We start from the raw sequence: 22,998 nt of genomic DNA, 5'->3' as shown, positions 1-22,998 counted from the left end.
GGAGCCGGGGCTCCGTTCAGCCCAGCACCCGGCTCGCCCCCAGGCGGCCCCACAGCAGGGCCGCGGCGAAGGACAGCGCCGTCGTGGCCGCGGCGACCGCGACGACGAGGGCGGCGGCGGCCGGCCCGGTCAGGTCCGCGCGCACGAAGGCGTCGGTGAGGGCCCCGAGGACCAGGACGTGCACCAGGTAGGCCCCGAACGACGCGTCGGACAGCCTGGTCAGGCCGGGGCGCAGCCGCTCCGGGACCCGCAGGCCGTGCAGGGCCAGCAGGACGCCGCAGCTGAACAGGGCCACCAGGACGTGCGCGTACGGGATCGCGTAGTGGACCTCGTGCTGGTACGCGACCACCCCGGCCAGCCCGGCGGCCGCGAGCAGCAGCCACGGCAGACGCCGGAGGCCGAACGTGCCGGCCGGTGCGGCGATCAGCAGCGCGCCCAGCACCGCGTAGATCAGCTGGTACGGGCCGAACGCCCAGCCGAAGCGCGGCAGTTCCCGGCCCGTCGCCTCTGCCAGATCGCCGAACAGCGACGGCGCGGCGGCCAGGACCAGCAGGACAGCGCCGAGGCCCCAGGGCCGCTTGCCCGCCCTGACCAGCACCACGAAGGCCAGGAGCATGATCACGGGGAGGTAGGCGTAGAGGTACCAGAGGTGGTAGGCGGGGCGGACCGAGGCGAACACGGCGTCCAGCGCCAGTTCCCCCACGGGGTCCTCGTTGGTCCCCCGCAGCCGGCCCCAGGCCAGGTAGAGCGCGGTCCAGACGGCGAGCGGCACCGCGATGCGGACGACGCGGCGGCGCATCCGCGAGCCGTCCTTGGGCGGGGCCCCGACGAGGACCGCCCAGCCGGCGATCGCGAAGAAGAGCGGCACCGCGAAACGTCCGGCGGAGTCGGCGGTCAGACCGGCCCAGTAGGCGCCGGGCCCGTGCGACGCCGTGCGGCCGACGGTGTTCACGAACGCGGAGCCGGTGTGGCAGACGATCACGCCGACCGAGCAGAGCAGCCGGATCAGGTCGATGTCGTAGCGGTGTTCGCGTGCGGGGGGAGTCGCCGCCGCCCGCTGCGGGGGCTGGGCCGCCGGCGCGGGGGCGGGAGGTGTGGTGGACATGGTCCTTGAGGGGGTGGGCGGAAGGTCCGGGAGCGGTACGCGGGCGGCGTCCGGTGTCATGCCGGGCCCTGGTGGGCAGCGCGCGCGGGTCCGGCGGACCGCGGGGCGGGGACGGCGGGATCGTCGGGGTTCACGGCGGGGGCGGTATACGGGTCGGGCAGGCCGGTGAGTTCACGCAGCCGGGCGAGGTTGTCCCGGGTCACCGACCACAGCGCCCGCTGCCGGTCGTGGACATCGGCCACCGCTGCCGCATGGTCCTCCAGCACCGCACCGGCCCGCTCCGCGAGGCGGGCGCCCAGCGAGCGCTCGTGGACGGAGACACCCCAGTCCGGGCGGTCGATGTCGGCCAGGAAGTAGGCGAGCTTGGGATGCGAGACCAGGCTGATGACGGGCGTCCCGCAGCCGAAGGGAATCATTCCGGCGTGGCCCCGCATCCCGATCACCAGGCGGGCGCGCCGGTAGAGGTCCCGGATCTCGTCGTTGGAGAGCCGGTACAGCGGCTCCACGGGGAGGACGAGCCCGTGGGCGCGGCGCAGGTCGTCGACGAAGCGTTCGTCGGCGGGCATATGGGCGGCGTAGCGGATCTCCGCCGATGGGCCGAGGGCCCGGATCGCCGCGGCCATCTCCGCGAGGAAGTGCCCGTAGTCGTGGCCGAAGCGCAGCCCGGCCCGGTCGTAGGCGCAGTTGATCAGCACGGTGTCCTCGCGCGGCGCCGGCTCGGCCAGGCGGGGGTCGAGGTGGCGGGCGACCGTCGTGGGGCAGGGCTGGTAGCGCACCCTCGCGCGCAGGGACGCGGGCAGCAGCTCCCGAACGCGGGCCACGGAGCCGTGGTTGCGCAGGCCGAAGAAGGCGGATCGCTCGACCAGGGCCCGCAGGGAGGCCGCGAACCGCTCCCGGCGGTAGCGCTGGCCGTCGAAGACGTTGTAACCGACCGCGAAGACCGCCAGCGGCACGGTGATGCGGGAGAGGACGCCGTCGGGGATGTTCCACTGCCAGCCGCTGTTGCCGTTGGGCGCGGTGTCGGGGAGGAAGAGCCCGCCGCCGCCGACGATCACGGCACGCCGGGCGTTGAGTTCGCCCAGGGCCGCGTCGTCGACCAGCCGGTGCGCGTGCTGCTGGTACCAGCGGTCCGGGCCGGTCGTGGCGGTGAAGCACTGGCGGACCGCCTCCGGCAGCACCTTGTCGCCCGCGTTCTCCTCGCCGTCCGCGAAGAGGGCCACGTGGGCGAGCTGTTCACCGGCCGGGAGGCCGCCGGAGGTCCGGTCGCGGACGCCCGGTTCGGACGTACGGGCGTACCAGGCTCGGCAGTTGGCGTCGGTGGGGTCGGTCTCCAGCCCTGCGAGCGCATAGCCGCGGGCGTCCTCGGTGCGGCCCAGCAGCCAGGCCAGCCGGGCGAGTTGACCGAAGGCGCGGGGGGCGAAGTCCGGTGACGCGGTCGCCAGCAGGAGGTGTGTCTCGGCCTCCTCGTACCGGGAGAGCGCCATCAGGCAGACGCCGAGCGTCTCGTGGCAGCGCGGCAGGTCGGGCCGGCCCGCGATGGCCTCGTCCAGCAGGGCGACCGCCTCGTCGTGCCGGCCGCGCTGCCGGTGGATCTCCGCGATCCGGCGGACGAGGTCGATCGGCGGGCGGGGCCGGGCGGGCAGGGGAAGGGCCACGTGCAGCAGCAGATCGGGGTGGACCGCGCCGGGGAGCGCGAGGCAGGCGGCCCGGAACGCGTCGTCGTCCAGGTCGAAGCGGTCCCGGGCGGCGTACGCGGGCGCGAGGCCGGCACGGTCGGCGGGGGCGTCGGCGAAGTTCAGGACGGCGACGCCCTCGGGGAGGGGCAGGTCGTCGTAGAGCCGCCGCGCCCGGAAGTCGTAGCGGGAGTCGAGGGGGACCAGGAGGTCCTCCGGCACCGCGACGCCCGCCTCCCCGGCGGACGGCACCGGGTCCCAGCCGTCGAGGTCGCGGCGCTGGATCACCAGCAGAGCGTCGTCGCGGAAGCTCCCGCGCGGGTCCGGCCCGCCGTCGTCCGGGGCGGGACGCACCACGGCCGCCACGCCCCTCCGCAGCTTCAGCAGGGGGTCGAGCCGCCCGAGGACGACCATGGCGGGGCCGAGGGCGATCACGGTGTCGTATCCGTCGACGCGGAACAGCGCGTGGCGTCCGGCGGCCGTGCGCGGGACGAGCCGGGGGTGCAGTCGTCGGGCGGCGTCGAAGGCGGTGTCGGGCAGGCCGGGGTGCAGGACGACGAAGTCCTCGCAGAGGTCCGGGTTGCTCAGCGCGAGGCTGCGCAGGAGGGTCAGGAGGCCGGGCAGGGTCGCCGTGTCGGTGTACGCGGCGAAGGCGATCCGTCGCTTCCCGGTCACGGCGCTGCGGTCGTCGGCCAGGGCGGCGGGCGTCGACGCAGTCGGCGTCGCAGCCGTGGCCTGGGCGGCGGGCGTCGACGCAGTCGGCGTCGCAGCCGTGGCCTGGGCCGGGTCTGCCGGTTCCTGTGCCGGGGCGGGGAGCGGTCTGTTCGCGGTCATCGCAGGGTGATCCTCGTTCCGGCGTCGTTCGTGTCGAGGGCCCGTGCCCCGGCCCATTCCCGCTCGCGGGGCGGCAGGGCCGCCGGGCCGTCGAATCCGATGAGGTCCACCCGGGCGGGCGTGCCCAGGAAGTCGAGGAGCCGCAGCACGGCGTAGGCCGTGGTCGGCGGGGAGCCGTCGTCCGCCTCCCCGCCGAGCAGCGCCGGGTCGTGCAGCGGGCGGCGCAGCGAGGCGTCCCCGACGCGGTCCTGCGCGCCGGGGACGAGCCGGCTGCGCAGGGCGAGCCGCCAGTGCGCCAGCGGGTCGCCGAAGACCAGCCGGGTGCCGGCCCGCCGGTCCCACGGGGGGCCGTTCCACGGGGTGTCGCCGCGCAGGGTGAGCGCGTGCAGATCGGTGCGGGCGGTGGGCGCGGCATGACGGAGGGCGTCGCAGCGGACGACGATGTCGTAGCCCTCGATGAGGGCGGCCAGCGGGCTGCCGGCCCGCTGTTCCCGCTCGGCGGTGAGGGGTGTGTCGGCGACCAGGCACACCGTCCGCCCCGCGACGAGGCGGCGCAGCGCGGGCACCCCGATGGGCTCGGCGCCGCCGAGCAAAGGGTCGGCCATCGGGTCGCGCTCCGACAGCCGTCGGTGCTCGGTGTACAGGGCGGCGAGCCGTCGCACCGCGGGGTCGGCGGCGCCGCGTTCGGCCGTGCGGCGGCGGACGAGTGCGGCGAAGGCGGTGCGGGCCTCCGCGGCGGGCAGGTGGCGCGACAGCCCGGCGGCGGGGCGGGAAGCGTCGGAGCGGGGCGCGGCGTCGGTGTGCCGTGCGGCCGTGTCGGCGGCGGAGGTGCTCTCGTCCGGGAAGAGGGCGAGGGCTTCGTCGATGCGGTCCCCCGCGGCGCGCAGGGTGGCGATCCGGCGGGCGACGTCGTGCGAGGCGGCGGGGTTCTGCTGGAGCGTGAGGTGCCGCTCGTACGCCGTGATGGCTTCCTCGCCCCGGCCCAGCGCGTCCAGGGCGCGGCCGCGCAGTCGCCATGCGCCCTTGGAACGGGCGCGCACGGTGATGGCCTCTTCGGCCAGGGCCAGGGCGAGGCGGCTCTCGGCCTCGCCGCCGGTGTCCAGGGCCTGCTGTCCGGTACGCAGCAGCGCGTCGAACCCGTCGGCGCCCGGAGTGGAGCACGCGGTGGTCAGGGCGCCGATCGACGCGATGAGCCGGGTGCGGCGGGCGTCGGTCAGGGGGCCGGAGGCGGCGAGGGCGGCGAGGTGGTCGCCGCAGATCCGCAGCGCGGGGAGGAGGCACGGGTCGGGGCCGCCGGTGGGGCGCCCCGGCCGCGCGGCCATCGCACGTACTGACGTGAGCAGCCCGGTGAGGGTCTGGCCCATGCTCGTTCCGCCGTTCTGTGAGTCGGGCACCGGCCTGGATGCGTCCCGGCGCCGGGTCAGAGGCCCAGGGTGCTGCGGGTGCGCCGTACGGTCCGGCGCAGCCGGACCGCCGCCCCCCGGGGGCCGCCGCCGGGCAGGGTGAGGCTCTGGAGGCGGCGGCGTTTGAAGTAGTGCTGGGTGCTGGGGTCGAGCCGCTCCCGCAGCCACTCCTCCGCGTCGGGGCGCAGCCCGGGGTAGAGCTTGGCCTGCATGCAGTAGCCGACGGTCCGCACCAGCGGGGCGAGGGTCTCCGGTGCGGTGCGCGGCAGGAGGGGGACGGCCCCGGGGCCCTGGGCGTCCAGGTCGGGCACGAGGTGGTCGGTGATCGTCAGGGGGACGCGGTTGCTGTTCTCGTACGGGGTGATGCGGTCCAGGACCAGCCGGGTGCCGACGCGGGCGACGGGGATGCCGTAGTAGGCGGCGGCGGTGAACATCGCGGTGGAGAAGCAGCCGACGACCAGGGTGGGCGCGCACCGCTCGTACAGCGTTTCGGCGAGCAGGGGGCCGTCCAGGGTGGTGAGGCGTACGCCGTCCTCGGCGGCGGCCTCGTCCAGGGCGCGGGAGTAGCGGGCCGGAGCGGTGGGGTGCGGCTTGAAGAGGATCGAGGTGTGTCCGGCGCGGGCCGCTCCGCGCAGCATCCGGATGTGCAGGTCCTCCTCCTCCTCGGCGGTGAGGATGCCGAGGGCGGCGAGGTACTGGCCGAGCAGCATCGCCGTGGGGGCCGCCTCCTCGGCCGCGGCGAGGCGGCGGTCACCCTCGGCCGCGGCGGCGATCTCGGCGAGGACGGCGCGGAAGGCGTCGTCGGGGACGAGCTCGGGTTCGACGCCCGCCTCCGCGAGGAGGAGCGGGCGCAGTCCGGTGACGAGATCGAGGTGGAGGACGCGCCGGATGCGGCAGGCGATGGACTGGGGCAGCCGGTTGCGGGTGGGGCCGTAGCTCATCAGGCCGTCCGCGTAGACGTGCACGGCGCTCTCGGAGAAGATCGCGGCCAGGGCGCGGGCCGGGTTGACCTGGATGGACTCCACGGCCAGGTCGATGGGGGCCTCCGGGTCGACGCCCCAGGCCAGGCGGAAGGCCCGCTGCCACAGGACGGTCTCCTCCGAGCGCGGGCCCCAGCCGCTGGGGTGGTGCGGGCTGATCGCCTCGTTCCAGTCGACGACGGCGTCGAAGCGGGCGGCGAGGGAACCGTAACCGCGCATCTCCTCCAGCCTCAGGGCCGTCTCCGGGACCGCGGCGTTGTTGGAGACCAGCAGGACACGGTGGCAGTCCCGGGCCCGGCCGAACTGGCCGGCGTCGAGCGCGGCGGCGAGGGTGGCCGCCCCGTAGAGGGTGGAGACCTGGAAGATCTGGGTGCGCACGGGCATGGGTCAGGCGGCCTTCTGCTTGGCGCGCAGACGGCTGAGCAGCGTGCCGCGCTTGTGGTCGATCATCGTCAGGGTGCGGTCGAGCACGTCGGGCGGCATCCGGTGCAGCGCGGCGGTCGACTCGGCGCGCAGCCGCCGGGCGGTGGCGGGCTCGTAGTCGTCCGCCTTCTCGTTGTGGAAGGCGATCATCGCGCAGTAGGTGCGGACGGCCTTGGGGAGCAGGACGTCCGCGTCCCGGTCCGCCGCCAGCTGGGCCAGGAGCGTGTCGTAGGCGGGGAAGAAGTCGAGCTGCCGGGCGTCCTTGATCTGGGTCAGGGAGGTGGTGACCCCGCGCCGGTAGAAGACGCCGTACAGCCCGAGCGCCGCGTAGGTGCGGGCGCGCAGGTGCAGCTGCCAGATCCACAACCGGTCCTCGGCGGTGCGCAGTTCGGTGGCGAAGCGCTGGGCGCCGTCCTCGAAGAGCCGCCGGTGGTAGATCCCTGCCCAGACGAACGGGTAGTCGACCATGGTCTCCCGCTCGGGCGCCCCGATCCCGTCGCGCGGGTCGAGCAGGGCGTCCCGGAGCGGGGCGGGGGCACGCCGTATGACGCGGCTGGTCCCGGTGGACTGGACGTGGTCGGTGCGGGCGAAGTCGCAGTCGAGGTCCTGGGCGGCGCGGAGCAGCCGGTTCAGGTGGCCGGGGGCGTACCAGTCGTCACCGTCGAGGAAGGTGAGGTAGTCGCCGCGGGCGGCGTCGATGCCGCTGTTGCGGGCGGCGGCGATGCCGACGTTCGTACCGTGCCGGATCACTTCGGCGCGCGGGAGCCGGTCGGCCCAGTGGTCGACGATGTCCTGCGTCCCGTCGGTGGACGCGTCATCGACCAGCAGGAACTCGATGTCCGGGTCCGCGTTGCGGGCCAGGCTGCCCAGCGTGGCCGGGGCGTAGGCCGCGACATTGTGGAGCGGTACGACGACGGACAGTTTCGGCACGCGTGCCCTCACCTTCGATCATGGTCCGGACAACGTAGTGACGCGGCGGAAGGAACGGGTGACGTCCGGCACGACGGAGGGTGAACTCTGCGCGTCCGCGGGATGACCGGGCCCGGGACCGGGCCACGCCCGCGCCGCCCGTGCCCGCCCCGCCCCGCCCCCGTGGAGCGCGACCGCCGACGGGACTTGATCTCAAGTGGGCTTGAGGTCCTACCGTCCCGAGCATGGACTACTCGCACGACGACGCGGGACTCGCACGTCAGCCGATCGGTTACTGGAGCTGGGCCGCGCACCGGGCGACGGTCGCGCACATCCGGGCCGCACTGGCCGAGCACGGACTCACCCAGCCGGCCTGGTGGGTCCTCGGCCGACTGACCGAGGCGGACGAAAAGGGGCGGGAGAGGGGCGAGTTGGTCGCGATGCTCAGCGGCTTCCTCGACACCGGGACGGACACCATGCAGGAAGCGGTCGACGGCCTTCTGGAACGGGAGCTGGTCACCGAGGACGCCGGGACCCGGCTGCGGTTGACGCCCGCGGGGCGCACGCTGCGCGAGGAGGCGCTCGCGCGGGTCTCGCGGGCCCGCGCCGAGATCCACGAGGGCATCTCGGAAGCGGAGTTCGTCGCCGCCCTCAAGGTGCTCCAGCGGATGATCCACAACGTCGGCGGGCAGACCCGGCCCCACTGAGACCGGCCCGCGCCCGGCCACGGCCGATACCGCGGCCCGTACGAGGGCCACGGCCGGGGCCGCGGCTCCTCATACGCCGCTGAGCGAAAGCTTGGCCGCGAACCCGAGGAACAGCACGCCCGCCGCCGAAGTGGCCCCCGCCGACAGCCGCTTGCGGCGGCGGAAGGCGGCGGCCAGGCGGGTGCCGCCGAAGATCAGGACCGAGAGGTACAGGAAGCTGGCGACCTGGAGCAGCGTGCCCAGCACCAGGAACGACAGGGCCGGGTAGGCGTAGCCGGGGTCGACGAACTGGACGAAGAAGGAGATCAGGAAGAGGATCGCCTTCGGGTTGACCAGGCTGACCGCCAGCGCCCGGCGGTAGGGGTTCTCCGTCGGCGCCCCCGTGCCGGGAGCACCGGCCGGCTCCACCAGCTCGGCGCTACGCCGGTGGCGCTCGCGCCACAGGCCCGCCGCCGCCCGCAGCATCCCGATCGCCATCCAGGTCAGATAGGCCGCGCCCGCGTACTTCACGACGGCGAAGAGCAGGGGCGTGGTCTGAAGCAGGGAGGCGGCCCCCAGCGCGGCGAGCGTCATCAGGACGGCGTCACCGGTCCATACGCCGGCCGCGGCCCGGTAGCCGGTACGCACGCCGCGCCGGGCGGCGACGGAGAGCACGTAAAGCGAATTCGGCCCCGGCAGGAGCACGATCAGCGCCAGGCCGGCGAGATAGGTCGGAAGGTCGGTGACACCCAGCATGGACGGAGTCTCGCACGCCCCGGCCGGTCGCCGTCCAGAGGGTTTCACCGGGCGGTATCAGCCGTGTTGGGCCCTCGCGGGCCGGGGAGGTCTGGACGCGGGCTTCCGTCCGGCGGAGGATTCGGCTACCGGGCCGGGCGGGAATCCGTACAGGAGGCACCGGATCAGCGGGTGAGCAAGGGGGGATGCCGGATGGCGTACACGAACAGCGGCCGCGGCGGGCGGGAAGCCCGGGAGACGGCCGGGGCACGGGAGACGGCCGGGGCGGGCACGGCCACGGGCGAGGGGGCCTCGGTGCCGCGCGGAGCGGCGCTGCCGGTGTCGGCGGCACGAGCAGAACCGCCCGCGACGGAGACGACGTCGCCGCCGGGAGCCGCGATGACCAGGGGGAGGGTCACCGCCGTCTCCGTGCTCGCGGTCGCCGCCCTCGCGACGGGCTGTCAGCCCGTCACCGTCGAAGGGGCGCCGGACGCCCGGACGCCGGCGCGGGCGACGCAGGCCGCCGCGCCGCCCGCGCCCGCGCCCCCCACCACCGAAGCGCCCCCGCCGAGCACCGCGCCGCCCGCGCGCCCGGAGACCGCGGCCCCCGAGCCGGCCCCGTCGACCGCCCGGCCGTCCGCGGAACCGAAGCCGGTGCCGAAGCCGGAGCCGAGCACCGCCCCGCCGCCGCGGGTCCTGATGCGTACCGGTTCCGAGGGCGGCCAGGTGCGTGAACTCCAGGCCCGGCTGCGGCAGATCGGCCACTTCGGGCGCACACCCACCGGCTACTACGGCAGCGTCACGGCCGCCGCCGTACGCTCCTTCCAGACCAAGCGGGAGCTGGCGGCCACCGGCAGCACCGACGCCGTCACCTGGCAGAGGCTGCGGGCCATGACCCGGACGCCGACGGCGACCGAGCTGGACCCGCCGACCCAGCGGCCGGTGGCCGCGCCGGACGAGCGGTGCCTCACGGGCCGGGTCCTGTGCATCAGCAAGAAGAGCCGGACGCTCGCGTGGATGATCGACGGCAAGGTCGTCTCCGCGATGGACGTCCGTTTCGGCTCGGAGTACACCCCCACGCGCGAGGGCGAGTTCTCGGTCTTCTGGAAGTCCCGCGACCACGTGTCGACGCTCTACGACACCCCGATGCCCTACGCCCTGTTCTTCAGCGGCGGCCAGGCCGTGCACTACTCCGCCGACTTCGCGGCCAACGGCTACGGCGGGGCCTCGCACGGCTGCGTCAACGTCCGGGACAAGAAGAAGGTCGCGGCCCTGTTCGACCAGGTGAAGGACGGCGACAAGGTCGTCGTCTACTGGTGAGGCGAGCGATGGCCACAGCCGGTGGGAGAGAGGGCGCGGGTGGGACCGGGGGNGTCCCACCCGCGCCGATGCGCTGAGCCGCAGGTACGGGGGGAACCTCGGCTCGTCGCGCTGCCGATGACCAGTCGGCTCACTCTCTACTGCGCCCGGCCGCCGGAAAACGTCACACCCGGCCCGACGACCGCGCGAAAAGGGCGAAGAAGAGGCAGGTCACCGGGTGTCTCCGGACGCCTGTGCGGGGCTGGTCGTAAGCGACGGCGGTACCGCGCCCACCACGCTCCCCGGGGTCGCGCCGGAGCGGGCGGCGGGGCGGAAGGAGACGGACGGCAGCGAGCCGCCGTCGCCCGCGCCCTTCCCCGGCCCGGCCTGCTCGCCGTCGCCCTTGCCGACGCCGGGGCCACTCTCTCCGGGCCGACCGGTCCCACCCGACCCACCCGACCCACCGGACCCGCCGGGCCCGCCGGGTTTGCCGGACCCGCCGGGTTTGCCGGACCCGCCGGGTTTGCCGGACCCGCCCGGTTCCCCGCTGCCGCCGAGCACGCGGTCGCAGAAGCGCCCCACGTCTCCCTCGCCCTTCGCCAGCTCCGTCAGCCGACGGCGGCTCCGGTCGTCCAGAGTGCCCTCGCGGAAGCCTTCGCAGGTCGTGACGGCCTTCTCGTGCCCGCGCCCCGGCGCGTCGCCGTTCCGGTCCCCGGGGCGCTCCTTGGCGCCCGGCGCATCCCCTGGGGCGCCCTCGCGGCCCGACCCGCCGGGCTGCGAGGAGGCCCCCGGCCGGTCAGAGCCGCCCGGACGGCTTCCGCCGGATGCCGGGCCGGTCGCGCCGGGCCGCGGCCCCCCGGCCCTCTCGGCCTCGTCGGACTTCCGGGCGACCGGCGGGGAGTCCCTCGCGCGCGCGTCCGGCGAGGACGGGCCGGCCGGGGACGCCGGGTCGTCGGCGGGCGGACCGGACACCAGCGGCTCAGGGGTCACGGCCGCCGATACGGAGATGGCCGGCGCGGGCGAGCCCTGACCGCCGAAGGGGCCGGAGAACACACCCGTACCCGCGGCGACCGCCACCCCGCCGAGGGCGCAGCCCGCGAGCGAGACGGCCAGGCCGAAGCGGAGCGGGCGGTTCCAGCGCGTACCTCGAACCGAGGTCCTGGGGGGCGGGCCGATGCGGACGGAGCGCAGCGCGCCGGGCTCTCCGGCGGAGGCGGCTTCGGCGCTGCGACCCGCGGGCCGGTCGGCGCCGCCGCCGTGGGCCGCCTGCCGGAACGCGGCGACCACCGCGTCCTCGCCGGGCAGCGCGCCTCGGGAAGGGCGCAGGCCGCCGCGGGCGGCGCCGAGCGCTTCGGCTAGCCGGACGGCGTCGTCGCGGGCCTGGCCTCCGACGGGGACGACCGGCTCACCGCGGAGGAGCTTCTCCGCGGCGCCCCTGTCCAGCCACTCGTAGTGCTCGTCGGCCATCACATGTCCCTCTGCGTCCACGGTCGCGAATGCGTCACACCGGGCGTGGCCCCGGCGGGCTCCGTCGGGCCGCCCCGGCCGGGGCGCTGCGCGGGCACGGCGCGGAGACCGGTGGTCCCGCCCGCCGCCGGGCCGCCCTCGCTCCCGGCGCCGTCGGCCGGGCCGGGCGGCGGAGCTCCGTCCGGGGCGGGGGCGTCGTCGGTCCGGGGCGGCGGGTGTCCCGCGCCCAGGAGTTCGGCCAGCCGTTTGAGGCCGCGGTGCGCGGCGGTGCGTACGGCGCCGGGGCGCTTGCCCAGCGTCCGCGCCGCGCTCTTCGCGTCCAGCCCCACGACCACGCGCAGCACGACGGCCTCCGCCTGGTCCTGCGGCAGCTGGGCGATGAGCGCCATGGTGCGGTCGGTGTCGAGTGCCTCCATGGCGTCGCCCGCGGTGTCGGACTCGGCGGCCCTGCCGGTCAGCTCGCTCTCGTCGCCGCCGATCGCCGGGCGGCGGCTACGCATCCTCAGGTGGTCGAGTGCGCGGTTGCGGGCGATCCGGGCTGCCCAGCCCCGGAAGCGATCGGCGTCGCCGCTGAAGCGGGCGAGGTCGCGGGCTATCTGGAGCCACGCCTCCGAGGCCACGTCCTCCGCGTCCGGCTCCCCGACCAGCGTCCGTATGTAGCCCAACAGCCGTGGCTGTATGGCGCGGTACACAGCACGGAAGGCGTCCTCGTCCCCGTCCTGCGCCGCGAGCACCGCGGCGGTGAGCTCCGCGTCGTCCCCCAGCACTCCCCAACCCGCCCCGCTGTCCTCGACCGCAGCTGGTCACCACTGCCGCGCCACCCTGCGCGGCTCTGCGCGAACCAGCACGCTACGTGCTGCGCGGGGGCCGCGTCCACGACTTGTACAAGTCGCAACAATTCGCTTTCCGGCCGCGTGGTGTGACAGAAAACGCACCCGCGGCGCTGAGATGAGTACGGGGTCGTGCTGCGGCCCTGTGGAAGACGGCCGGGGCCTCTCCTGTGGGGGGTGGCGGCCCCGGTCGTCGCTCCATTTCATCGGCTTGACCAGGCAATACGTGGGCCTCGGGCCCTCTCCATGACCAACGTGTGACCAACACATCCAGGCGGTCACCCGATCGGCCTGAGGTCAAAGCGCCGCACCGCCCTGGATGCGCGTTCCGGGCCCACGCCCTTAGACGCTCCGGGTACTGGACCATCGCAAGCCGTGAAGTCAGCCATACCGGCACGTGGCGTAGCCGGGTAGTAACCAAGCGCGAGACTGGCGATGCGCTGGCGGGGATGGCAGCCCTCCCCGCCAGTAGGCTTGTTGGATCCGCTCGACGAACTTTCGGAGATCGCATGCTGACGCGCATCGAAGTCCACGGGTTCAAGAACCTCCTGGACCTGTCCATCGACTTCGGACCCTTCACCTGCATCGCAGGGGAGAACGGCACGGGCAAGTCGAACGTTTTCGACGCCATCCAGTTCCTCTCACTCCTCGCCGACCAGTCGATGATGGAGGCAGCCCAGGAGGTTCGGGGCGTGCATGGCGAGCGTCAAGGTGACCCGCGCGACCTCTTTTGGAAAGGCTTTGAGCCTGGCAACCACCGGATGCGGTTCGCTGCCGAGATGATCGTTCCGTTGCACGTGCAGGACGACTTCGGCCGGGCCGCGAAGGCCAGCAGCACCTTCTTGCGGTACGAACTGGAAGTCGGCTACCAGGAGCCGTCCGGACTCGATCGCTTCGGGCGCCTCACGCTCCTCCACGAGACGCTGGCACACATCACCAAGGGCAAAGCTCCGCAGCACCTTCGCTTCCCTCACAGCGCGAAGCAGTTCCGCGACACCGTCATCCAGGGCCACCGTAGCGGCGCGCCTTTCATCTCGACGACCACCGAAGCCGACGAGTCGATCGTCAAAATTCACCAGGACGGTGGCAGCCGAGGCCAGCCCAAGCCGGCTGCGGCATCCCGGGCGCCGGCGACAGTGGTCTCCACCATCACTAGCAGCGATGACCCGACCATCCTCTCGGCTCGCCGTGAGATGCAGTCCTGGCGACGGCTCGCCCTGGAACCATCCGCTCTGCGCCGGTCCGACCGATACGTGGATCCGCACGTGATGGGCGCCGACGGCTCCCACCTGCCAGCGACCCTCTTCCGCGTGGCCCACGACACTCCCGGTGCGGACCCCAGTCAGGTATACGCCCGGGTTGCGGGACGCCTCTCGGACCTGACCGGCATCCATGTCCGTGATCTGGATGTCGATCAAGACGAAGTTCGGCAACTCCTCACGGTCAACGTGCACGAGGTGGCTGGCATGACACTGCCTGCGCGCAGCCTCTCCGAAGGGACCCTGCGCTTCCTGGCACTTTGCGTTCTGCTCGAAGATTCCTCCGTGCGTGGACTGATCTGCATGGAAGAGCCCGAGAACGGCATCCACCCAGCGAACCTCAACGCCATGGTCGACTTGGTACAGGATCTTGCCGTGGATCCGTCGGTAGAACCCGGCACGGACAACCCATTCCGACAGGTGCTGATCAATACGCATTCACCCGGTGTCGTACAACTCGTCGGCAACGAGGATCTCCTGTTCGCCGACACCGCAATGCACAGAGGCGAGAACGGCACTCTCAACCGCGCACTGCGCCTGCGTCCACTCGTCGGCACCTGGCGGGCCAATAAGGATATGAGCGGTAATTTCGTGACGAAAGCCGACATCCTTCCCTATCTCACTACGCCCGTCGGAGCGCAGCTCACGCTCAGCGGGGACGCCGCGTGACCGCTCGTGTCCTCTTCATCGGCGAAGGCAGCAGCGACAATGGCCTCGTCCCGCATATCGAATCGATTGCCGTTCGCAAAGGCCTCGACGTCTCGGTCACAGTCCCCGACTTCGGTCTGCTCCGACTGCCGACCGGGCACTCCGTACCAGACAAGCTCCGGGCCGCCCGCGCACTCGGGGGGAGTTACGACTTGGCAGTGGTGCAACGGGATGCTGACCGAGGCCCTGCCCAGGACCGGAAAGACGAGATCGAGAAAGCGGTGGACGCCGAGTGGCCCGAGCTTCAGCACGTCGCCGTCGTGCCCGTCCGCATGCTGGAAGCTTGGCTCCTCCTAGACGAAGTGTGTCTGCGCCAAGTCGCCGAGAACCCTCGCGGCCGCGTCGGCCTCAATCTCCCCAAAGGCGTTGCGGCGGAGACTGTCGCCGACCCGAAACAGCTCCTCAAGGAGTCGCTCGCGCGGGCGAGCGAGTACAAGGGGCGCCGCCTCGCCCAGTTCCAAAAGCGTTTCTCACAGCATCGGCTGCGCATGCTGGAACTCCTGGACCCTGAGGGTCCCGTCACCTGCCTTCCGTCGTGGCAGGCTTTCGTTGAGGACCTGGACGCTGCATTCGAGGTCCTCGACGGGTGACCCACACGAGCACGCTCCGCTATTCCGTGACCGCTGGAGCGCGCCGACTTGGTGCGCCAGTGTGGCCTAACCCCGCTAGAGGCGTTGTTCACGCGCCGCACAGAGTTATCGGTGTGTCCCGACCAGCCTGAAGGCCGCATCTGCCTCGTCCTCGCCGCCGGCTCCTTAGTCGGTATGGCAACCAAATGGGCTCGCGTCGACCCCGAACGCCTGGCCGGGGCTCTGGCCGGGCACCGCGTCGACGAAAGCCTGCTCGCCTGGCTGGAGAGCAGCGTCGAACGTCTCCCCGGCCTGGCGAACACATCCCCTCAGGAGTGTGTGCCGACCTTCTCGGCGCGGCCATGCGTGTCACCATCAACCTGCTCGACTCGGCCCGCTATGGCGAACCCACCAGCCGCCGCCTGCGTACCGTCCTGGCTCAGGCGGCCCGGAGTCCCGCCTGGCTCCACTTCGACCAAGGCCGCCATGCCTCAGCGCAACGCCACTGGCGCACCGCCCTGCACTCAGCCCACAGCGCCGACGGCCCCGACCTCGGAGCCGGAGTCCTCTCCGACCTCGCCTACTCCGCCACCTGGTTCGGCCATCCCAGTGAGGCGGTGGAAATCCTCTCCCTCGCCCGTACCCGAACCCGCCACGCGACAGCCCGCTCCCTTCTGGACGTACGCCGGGCTCGTGCCCTCGCGGTCCCCCAGGACGATGTGGGCGTCGCCTGCGCACTCAACGACGCCGAACACCAACTGGAGCGCGGCAGAGCCCAATCCGCACCCCCGTGGGTCTCCTGGACGTCCTCCGCCGACCTCGCCTTCGACGCCGGGCGCTGCTGGTTGGATCTGGAAGACCCACGGCGAGCCACCGCCGCGCTAGAGGAGGGCCTGAGCTTGCTGGCTCCCGAACGGGAGAGGACCCGCGCCATCATGCTCACCTATCGTGCCCACGCTGCGGTCGCCGGCCGCGACGTCGACGCAGCCGTGTCGGATACCCGAACGGCGCTGGACACCGCCCTGGGGGACGGGCGCTTCACGGTGCCTCGACCTGGTGCGCAGCACTCTGTGGGATTCACTCGAACCCCACAAGGGCGAAACGGCCGTTCAAGACCTGTGCTCGTACGCACATCAGCGGCTGACGCCCGTGCGTGTGTGAACAGTCTGCCCGGACGCCGGACAGGCTGGGCGGACCGCACGACCAACGCGTGACCAACAGCGCCCGGGAACAGACCGAAACACCTGGAAGCAGGCCGAGGCAATCGGAAGTCGCGAACCCACACCTAAACAGAAAACTTGCAGGTCAGGGCGCATCTCGACCGGGTTCGTCCAGGGGTGGCGGCCCCGGTCGCCGCTCCAACCTGTGGCTCTTTGGGCGCTTTGTAGGCCACCCACCCCTCCGTGACCAACGGCGTGACCAACGCGCCGGCGCATGCTTCTGGTCGGGCACCCTGGCCGAGCTGGACGCCCTGGGCAAGCCCGCCGTATTCATCCCGCTCGCGACGGCGGCCGGAAACGAGCAGGCGCACAACGCCCGCCACCTGGAGGAGTCCGGGGCGGCGGTCGCCCTCCTCGGCGACGTCACCGGCAGGCACCTGCGCGAGGCGGTCGGCCCGCTCCTCGACGATCCGGCGCGCCGGGGTGCTATGGCCGCAGCGGCCAGGGCACACGGTCGCCCGGATGCCGCGCAAAGGCTCGTGGACGTGATCCTGTCCGCAGCGTCCGGGTGACCGCTCGGCCGGGGTGGCGGCCCCGGCAGTCGCTCCGGTCTGCATCGACTCCTGCGGCGCGCCCCCCGGGCCGTCCGCCGCCCCCGCCCCCCACGGCGTGACCGGCCCGCCGGACGAGTTCGTCCGCCGACGCGGCCACGCCCGCCGGGCCCCCCGCTGATGCCCGGGCGGCTCCACCGACGACAACGACCGGCGACGGGGGCCGGCGCCATCAGACCCCGAGGCGTCCCACGCCTCCCGCTTGGCGCATGAGCGTGTCCACCGACCCCGCAACGGTTCATGGTCCGGGCGGGGAAGAATTTCCGATACGTCGCCATAAACGTCCACGGTCGCGATAGCCGCCCCCTGGCCTTTCGCGCCCAAGAGCCTTTCCGCAATACCCGGCGGGCGCACGACGATGAATACGGCACCGCATGGCGGCACGCCCGAATACGTCTCCTATGCGCGCACTCCTCCGCCTTCCGACGCATCACACCGGAGATCACGCGCTATCCGCCGGCCATGACGAACACCCCTGGGCGAGCGGCCGACCAGCACAGACCGCGCAACCGCGGTCGCCATGACGGTTCCGTAACGCTGCGGAGCCGACGGAAGAAGTGATCTTGACCCGCGGCCGACATGCGGGATAGCTTCTGACCGCAATTCAGATGATCTTGAAGAAATCGGTTCGCTTGACTTGCATGTCAACACCATTTGCAGATAAACACAAACACGGGAAATGCTCATGAGACGAACGATGGCAGCGATAATAACGTCCGGCGTGCTCCTGGGAGGATTCTCTCTGCCCGCTCAGGCCGCAGAGGGACAAAACGACACTTCCCGGAGCGAGGCCGTCAAGGCGCTGCTGGAGAAGACGGACAGCAAGATCGCCAGGGCAGGCCTCACCAAGGAGGACAGGACGTGGAGAGTGAGCTCCAAGGAGTTCGAGGAGGCCAGAGCCAAGACGAGAAACGTGCGGGCGAAGAGCAGGGCGAAGGTCAGCAAGGAGGTTCGGGAGTTCGTCCAGGAAGCCGCCGACCGTGGTCACTCGTACCGCACGGAGGACGTCGAGGTGATCCCGCTTCTCGACGGTGAGGTCGAAGCGGTGCTGCCCAAGGAGACGAGCATCGACTTCCTCACGGTCGAGGTCTCCGACGGCGACGTCACCCTGGAGTCCCAGGTGAGCAACCCGGACGAGAGCGACGCGGAGTTCGCCGGACCGGGGATGGCCGACTGGGACAACGACGGAAGCGGGCAGTACATCCTCAGGGTGCCGGGGGTCGGCGAAGGCCACTTCACCTGGAAGCGGAACAAGCTCTCCTCCGACGGCGACAACGCCTACGACTGGTACCAGTACAGCCGTTGGGGCGTGGGGAAGCCGGCCAACGTCAACAACTACCCCGACCCTTACGTCAAGGTTCTCCGCGTCCAGAGCTATCCGTTCGACTCCATCGAGCCCAACCTGGTCACCTGGGAGGACATCGACCCCAAGACGTCGTTCACCGGGGACTGCAACGGTCAGCCCATCACCGTCGGTGTGGCGGCCCCGGTCGCTTCGATCGGTTACAGCTTCCAGGACTGCGACGAGTACGACGTCTGGTACAACTCCTCGAAGCCGGGAAGCCAGTGGATCGAGATGGACCAGGGACTGATCCTCACCGGAGGGGGCGAGGACCGGGAGGCGGCCTACACCCACACCATCAAGGTGAAGCAGGGCACCGCGGGGTCGATGCACGACTTCCAGCGCGTGGTCTTCGAGGACGGCTTCACCGACGCCACCAGCAGTTGTGAGCAGTACGACGCAAGCACCACATGCTAGGGGTTCGTCGTCCCGGCTACGCCGAAGCCGCCCGCTGGTTCGCCGGCGTGGCGGCCTTGGCCGCAGTCATCCTCACCGGTCTGCACTTGTACCAGAACCACGAGCGCGAGCCCGAATCCGGGAATGCGGCAGCCGCCGAGCCCGCCGAACCGCAGCCGTGCGCCGACAGGGCCGTGCGGTGCCATCTGCTTTCCACGGGAGTGTGGGCGGTCGTCTACCCGCCCGCCGCCGGGGGCCCGTCGAACACGTCAGCTGACCGCACACCCGAAGAAGGGGACGGACTGGTCCTCTGGGACCCGGGGGGCCCTGGACTGCGTCCACTCGACGCCCCGACCGTGCGGGCGATTCTTCCCTCCTGGCTGCACCGGCGGACCGTAGCCACGTTCGTCGAGCCGTGGGCCGTCCACGACATCAGCCCCGCATGCCTCAAGGCCGTGGAAAAGGTGTCGGCGGGCGGCGAGCTGTCGGAAGCGCAGGTGAAGAGCTGGCCCGACGCGTTCCGGAACGCCTGCGATATCGACCTGTACCACCTCGACCGCGGCGAATACCAGGAGTCGTTCGAGGAACTCCGCGAGCGAGAGGGAGAGATCTCCGGACTCTACGCGCAGTCGTTCGGTGCGGTCCGGGCGACAGCCGTCATGCCCGCATTGCAGCGCACTGGCGGCTGGACGGTCATGGACGCTCCCGCCCCTCCGCCGGGCGCCTCCGCGACCACCCTGATGGTCGAGCGGAGCCTTGCCGTGGAAGCGGGTCTTCAGGACGTCATGGGATGCGCCGACGGTGACGCGCCCTCCGACTGCCGCGAAAAGCTCCGTGGGACGCTTCGGGACATGGGGGACGACGACACGCCTGGCCTTGCCGGCGGCGTCGAGGAGTACGAGCGGATGACCGCTCTCTTCTCCCTTTCCCATGACCTCGAAAGCAACAAGAAACCGCTGCGTGAGATCCTGACCAACTGGCCGAAGCTCACCGCCAAGGACAAGGACATCATAGAAACAGGAAGCTATAAATACACACGCCGCTACGGCGACGGCCAGGTTCTGCCGGAGTTCGTCGGATATCTGGCCAACGTCTGCCCGGCATACCGAGGGTGGGGGTCGGGCGCGGGGTCGCAGGAGAGAAATCCCCTGGGAGCGGCGCTTTCGCGTATGCACTACCCCTGCGCCGTGATTCCTGGCGACGAGGATTCCACGTGGACGGCGCCTGACGCGGCGGAAGCACCGAGGTTGCTTCTGCTGACGAATACCACGGACCCGGTCACCCCGCCGATCGCGGCGGAAGCGTGGGGCGAGAATTACCCTGACGCCGATCGCCTGGATTACGCGTATTCAGGCCACGCGAAGGCCCCCGAGGAGCTCGCCGAGAAGATCTCGGCCTGGATCGCCGGGCCGGCCGGTCGACCGTGATCGCCCCTGAGTCCCCGCCAGCATGCCGGCGGGGACTCGGCCCCGGTGCGGTGGGGGCCTCCGCGCTGGGGCAGGTCGGGGGGCCCGGCCGCCCTGGCGAGCTGGGGCGCCTCCCGAGGGCGCTGGGACCAGGGCCGGGCGGCGCAGCGGAGCCCGTTCCACGCCTCGCGTGCGGGCTTTGCGGCGGGCCGATGTCCTCAGCCCCGCCCGCGGGCGCGTCGTGACATCACCGCGCAGAGGATTCTGCGTCCCTCCGTGGACAGATCCAGCGCCTTGCGCAGCCCGGCGCCGCTGCCCGTCGTACCGCCGGTCTCCGCGAGGACCTCCAGGACCCGGACCTGCCGCTCCAGCTCCCCCGCGACCAGCGGCCCGACGGCGGCCGGTCCCCCCTTGCGGGCCAATTCCAGCAGGCGCTCCTCGTCGCGCGGGGGACCCTCGCCCGGAGCGTCCAGCCCCCCGTGGACGCGGAGCGCGGCCAGGGAGCAGGCGTCCGCCCACTCCCGCAGCGGTGTGGCGGCGAAGTCGGAGGGGGCCGCCCGAAACATCGCCCGGACGAGCACGGCCGGACCGTCGGTGACGGGTGCGCCGCCCTCCACCGCCGCACGGGCGACGGCCAGCCGTGTGGCCCATTCCCGCCCGTCCTCGCAGCTCGCCCAGAGCGGGCGCAGGGGCTGCGGCCCGGCGGACCCCCCGAGCAGGGGAAGACACCGGTCCAGGCAGGCCAGCGCGCCGGCGGCCAGCGCCCGCTCGTCGGCCCGCCCGATCAGTTCCAGCAGACTCATCGACGCCTCCCTCGGTCTACCGGGTACTGCGCCGAATGGCCGAAAATCGTCACTGCGGCCTGTTCCTGTGACCAGGCGGAGCGCCCGGGCCGGGGCGGAGGCGTCAGGACGGGCGCCGGGCCACGCCGTTCCGGCGGGGGCGGCTCCGGGCCACGCAAGAGGGCAACCGCTCCCCAGCCGCCCCAGGCCCAGCCGCCCCCGGAGCCGGCCACCTCAGGCCCAGCCGCCCCCGGAGCCGGCCGCTTCAGGCCGCGGCCGGCTCCGGGCAGGGCGGCGCCCACCGGGCGGCGGCGCGCTCCATCCGCATGCGGGTCAGGGAGCCCGGCGGCCGCCGGGCTGTCCGCCCCGCATCCTCGCAGGTGGGCGCGGGGGGCGTGACAGCCCGTCCAGCGGCTCCCGTCGGTCAGCCCGCGGTGCCGGTCCGCTGCGCCAGTTCCTGGAACTCCGCCCAGCTCCGTGCGGGCTTTCGCGGGTCCCACAGCTTCTGCGAGGTCGCCGCCAGCGGCATCCTGATGCCGTCGGCCACCTGCTGGGTGGTCTGCGCGTCCGGCAGGTCGCCCCAGACGGCGAACCGGCCGCCGAGGATCTGCGGGGAGTACCGCTTCGCGACGGGCTCGGTGCCACGCAGGACCATCGGCGTCCACTGCTCGTAGATCCGCTGGCCGGTCGGGTAGACGAACTGGTTGGGCTCGCCGAGCACGTAGTAGAGGAACTCGTCGTTGAGGTTGACCACTTGGTAGCCGGCCGCGAGGTACTCCTGCGGCGGGCGGGCGCCGATCTCCTTGCCGGTCCAGTACTCGATCTCGATGTCCTCGTCGGCGGTGACCTTCGTGCCGCGGAAGAGCCCGTCGTTCCAGGCCTTCGGGGTCCGGCCCTTCTGGACGACGACGGCCGCTCGGTCGTTCAGCCAGCCGGTGGCGAGGTCCTCGATGGTGGCGCCGTCGCCGTACCTCCGCTCGGCCGCACGCTGGAGCTGCGGATAGGAGGCGGCGGGGTTCTGCACGGTCAGCGCCTGGTACTCGTCCGCGCCCAGGTGCCAGTACTTTCCGGGGAACAGCTCGGCGTACTCGGCGATCAGCTCGTCGATGATCTCGGCCGCTCCCGGCTCGGAGATGTCGATGGAGCCGCGGGAGGCCACGCCCCGGGTGTCGCGGAGCTGGAGGCCGGGGTGGGCGCGCAGCACCGCGCCGAGGTGTCCGGGCGAGTCGATCTCGGGGACGATCTCGATGTGCCGGTCGGCCGCGAGGTCGACGATGCGGCGGACCTCCGCCTGGGTCAGGGCCTCGTCGGAGACCACCTCGGGGTGGGACTCGGACTCGATCCGGAAGGCCTGGTCGTCGGAGAAGTGCAGGCCGAGCTGGTTGAGTTTGAGGTCGCCCATCTCGCGTATGCGGTCCTCTATCCACTCAGCGCTGTAGTGCTTGCGCGCGATGTCGAGGTTGAGTCCGCGCTGCGGGCGGTCGGGCCGGTCGTTGACGACGCCCTCGGGCATGGTCCCGTCGGCCTTCAGCGCCTGCTTGAGGGTGCGGGTGCCGTAGAAGACGCCGGACTCGTCGGGCCCGGTGATCTTCACTTTCCGGTCGCGCACGGTGAGCGTGTACGACTCGGTTGGGCCCGCGTCCTTCGCGCCGAGGGCCAGCTCGACGTCGCCGGTCCGGGCCGGTTCGGCGCCCCGGTAGGAGATCTTCAGCTCCTTGGCGAGCAGCCGTGCCTCGTCGACGAGCACCTGGCTGCCCCGGGCGACGACGACGGAGCTGTCCTCGCCCGGCTGCCACCCCGGCCCGCGGGCGGGGGTGTGCTCGCGGACCGCGGGGATCGTGCTCGGGGCGCGGGACATCGGGTAGCTGCGGGAGGGCGACGGGGCGGCGGCCTCCGCCGAGGTGCCGGAGGGCGACGCCGTGTCGCCGGACGGCCCGCCGCCGGAGCCGTCCGGCCAGACGGCGACAGTGAGGACGACGGCGGCCGCGGCGGTGACCGCCGCGCCGGTGACGAGGGCACCACGCGTGGGCGACATCGGTCAGATTCCTCCGTTGAGGGGCCAGGGGCAGGTGAAACGTGTGAATGTGCTGAAAGATTGGCATTTTTGCGGACTATGCGCCCATCGAGAGGAGGCTCGGATCGGCTGGACCCCCGACCGACGCAGGTCAGGCACCCCTCATGTGTTCCGAAACTCTCCCGTTCGGGTGATTTCTCTCTGGCGCGGCGGACGGCGACCGACACCTCTCGCTAGCGTGTCGAACGTGCGTCCCTTCCTTCACCCCCTCCGCGCGCAACCTCGTCGCGCTCCCATCCCTCTTCCCTGACACAGATGTCGTAGAAGCGAGGAGTCCACGCTGTCCAGGTCCAGCGAACCCCCCGCCGGCCTGCCGAAGCGATCCGTGCGCCAGGCAGGGCGGCCGC

Annotated in this window: 18 protein-coding genes and 1 pseudogene; 8 read left to right on the top strand and 11 right to left on the bottom strand. The window is 72.4% G+C overall.

The annotated features are described in order from the left end of the window. Nucleotides 1-16: 16 nt before the first annotated feature. From V9U70_RS20110 to V9U70_RS20090, 5 genes are read right to left on the bottom strand one after another with little or no spacing between them, the layout of a single operon-like run. Nucleotides 17-1,105 (bottom strand): acyltransferase, encoded by a 1,089-nt coding sequence (locus V9U70_RS20110; protein ID WP_336677138.1) that lies wholly within the window; start codon nt 1,103-1,105, stop codon nt 17-19. A gap of 56 nt (nt 1,106-1,161) precedes the next feature. Continuing rightward, the gene (locus tag V9U70_RS20105) at nt 1,162-3,612 is read right to left on the bottom strand and encodes a polysaccharide pyruvyl transferase family protein (RefSeq protein ID WP_336677136.1); all 2,451 of its coding nucleotides are present in this window, start codon (nt 3,610-3,612) and stop codon (nt 1,162-1,164) included. After that, entirely contained in the window at nt 3,609-4,976 is a 1,368-nt protein-coding gene (locus tag V9U70_RS20100; RefSeq protein ID WP_336677135.1) for a tetratricopeptide repeat protein, read from the bottom strand. Before V9U70_RS20100 ends, V9U70_RS20105 begins: the two co-directional genes overlap by 4 nt. Before the next feature lie 56 nt (nt 4,977-5,032). Further along, nucleotides 5,033-6,379: a polysialyltransferase family glycosyltransferase gene (locus V9U70_RS20095; RefSeq protein ID WP_336677133.1), complete on the bottom strand. Its 1,347-nt coding sequence runs from the start codon at nt 6,377-6,379 to the stop codon at nt 5,033-5,035. Nucleotides 6,380-6,382: 3 nt separating this feature from the next. Continuing rightward, a complete protein-coding gene (locus V9U70_RS20090) occupies nt 6,383-7,348 on the bottom strand; it encodes a glycosyltransferase family 2 protein (protein ID WP_336677131.1) in 966 nt (321 codons plus the stop codon). A gap of 224 nt (nt 7,349-7,572) precedes the next feature. On the opposite strand from V9U70_RS20090, the gene V9U70_RS20085 reads away from it, so the two are divergent. Then, a complete protein-coding gene (locus V9U70_RS20085) occupies nt 7,573-8,034 on the top strand; it encodes a MarR family winged helix-turn-helix transcriptional regulator (RefSeq protein WP_336677129.1) in 462 nt (153 codons plus the stop codon). Nucleotides 8,035-8,103: 69 nt separating this feature from the next. Here V9U70_RS20085 and leuE read toward each other — a convergent pair whose 3' ends face one another. Both leuE and V9U70_RS20075 read right to left on the bottom strand, forming a co-directional pair. Continuing rightward, on the bottom strand, nt 8,104-8,769 hold the full coding sequence (leuE, locus tag V9U70_RS20080; RefSeq protein ID WP_336677128.1) for a leucine efflux protein LeuE: 666 nt from the start codon (nt 8,767-8,769) through the stop codon (nt 8,104-8,106). A 164-nt stretch (nt 8,770-8,933) separates the two neighbouring features. Continuing rightward, nucleotides 8,934-9,167 (bottom strand): hypothetical protein, encoded by a 234-nt coding sequence (locus V9U70_RS20075; RefSeq protein WP_336677126.1) that lies wholly within the window; start codon nt 9,165-9,167, stop codon nt 8,934-8,936. Between V9U70_RS20075 and V9U70_RS20070 the strand changes: the two genes are divergently transcribed. Further along, nucleotides 9,148-10,068 (top strand): L,D-transpeptidase family protein, encoded by a 921-nt coding sequence (locus V9U70_RS20070; RefSeq protein ID WP_336677124.1) that lies wholly within the window; start codon nt 9,148-9,150, stop codon nt 10,066-10,068. The two genes, V9U70_RS20075 and V9U70_RS20070, sit on opposite strands and share 20 nt — an antisense overlap. 210 nt (nt 10,069-10,278) lie before the next feature. Here the strand turns inward: V9U70_RS20070 and V9U70_RS20065 are convergent, their stop codons facing one another. Beyond that, nucleotides 10,279-11,535, bottom strand: a complete 1,257-nt coding sequence (locus V9U70_RS20065; protein WP_336677122.1) for a hypothetical protein — start codon at nt 11,533-11,535, stop codon at nt 10,279-10,281. After that, nucleotides 11,514-12,281: an RNA polymerase sigma factor gene (locus V9U70_RS20060; RefSeq protein ID WP_336677120.1), complete on the bottom strand. Its 768-nt coding sequence runs from the start codon at nt 12,279-12,281 to the stop codon at nt 11,514-11,516. Before V9U70_RS20060 ends, V9U70_RS20065 begins: the two co-directional genes overlap by 22 nt. Before the next feature lie 572 nt (nt 12,282-12,853). Between V9U70_RS20060 and V9U70_RS20055 the strand changes: the two genes are divergently transcribed. The 6 genes and pseudogenes from V9U70_RS20055 to V9U70_RS20030 all read left to right on the top strand — a co-directional run bounded on the left by V9U70_RS20055 (nt 12,854) and on the right by V9U70_RS20030 (nt 19,816). Continuing rightward, nucleotides 12,854-14,272, top strand: coding sequence for an AAA family ATPase (locus tag V9U70_RS20055; RefSeq protein ID WP_336677118.1), 1,419 nt, complete (start codon nt 12,854-12,856; stop codon nt 14,270-14,272). After that, nucleotides 14,269-14,901 carry a hypothetical protein gene (locus V9U70_RS20050; RefSeq protein ID WP_336677116.1) on the top strand — a complete coding sequence of 211 codons (633 nt, stop codon included), beginning with the start codon at nt 14,269-14,271 and terminating at the stop codon, nt 14,899-14,901. The genes V9U70_RS20055 and V9U70_RS20050 overlap by 4 nt, the downstream gene beginning before the upstream one ends. Nucleotides 14,902-15,242: 341 nt before the next feature. Next, nucleotides 15,243-16,094: an NsdA family TPR-like regulatory protein gene (locus V9U70_RS20045; protein ID WP_336677114.1), complete on the top strand. Its 852-nt coding sequence runs from the start codon at nt 15,243-15,245 to the stop codon at nt 16,092-16,094. 230 nt (nt 16,095-16,324) lie between these two features. Then, nucleotides 16,325-16,612, top strand: a pseudogene (locus tag V9U70_RS20040) (glycosyltransferase); the annotation flags it as partial. Between the two features lie 736 nt (nt 16,613-17,348). Further along, the gene (locus V9U70_RS20035; RefSeq protein ID WP_336677113.1) at nt 17,349-18,410 is read left to right on the top strand and encodes a hypothetical protein; all 1,062 of its coding nucleotides are present in this window, start codon (nt 17,349-17,351) and stop codon (nt 18,408-18,410) included. After that, nucleotides 18,404-19,816, top strand: a complete 1,413-nt coding sequence (locus V9U70_RS20030; protein ID WP_336677112.1) for an alpha/beta hydrolase — start codon at nt 18,404-18,406, stop codon at nt 19,814-19,816. The genes V9U70_RS20035 and V9U70_RS20030 overlap by 7 nt, the downstream gene beginning before the upstream one ends. Before the next feature lie 197 nt (nt 19,817-20,013). On the opposite strand, the gene V9U70_RS20025 is transcribed toward V9U70_RS20030, so the two are convergent. Both V9U70_RS20025 and V9U70_RS20020 read right to left on the bottom strand, forming a co-directional pair. Further along, nucleotides 20,014-20,598 (bottom strand): hypothetical protein, encoded by a 585-nt coding sequence (locus V9U70_RS20025; RefSeq protein ID WP_336677110.1) that lies wholly within the window; start codon nt 20,596-20,598, stop codon nt 20,014-20,016. Between the two features lie 403 nt (nt 20,599-21,001). Continuing rightward, nucleotides 21,002-22,612, bottom strand: a complete 1,611-nt coding sequence (locus tag V9U70_RS20020) for a beta-N-acetylhexosaminidase (RefSeq protein WP_336677108.1) — start codon at nt 22,610-22,612, stop codon at nt 21,002-21,004. Nucleotides 22,613-22,998 lie beyond the last annotated feature (386 nt).

Source organism: Streptomyces pratensis (assembly GCF_037137275.1).
GTDB classification, from domain to species: Bacteria; Actinomycetota; Actinomycetes; order Streptomycetales; family Streptomycetaceae; genus Streptomyces; species Streptomyces pratensis_B.
Note: the sequence above shows the minus strand (reverse complement) of the source record. Positions and strands in the feature narration are given on the sequence as shown.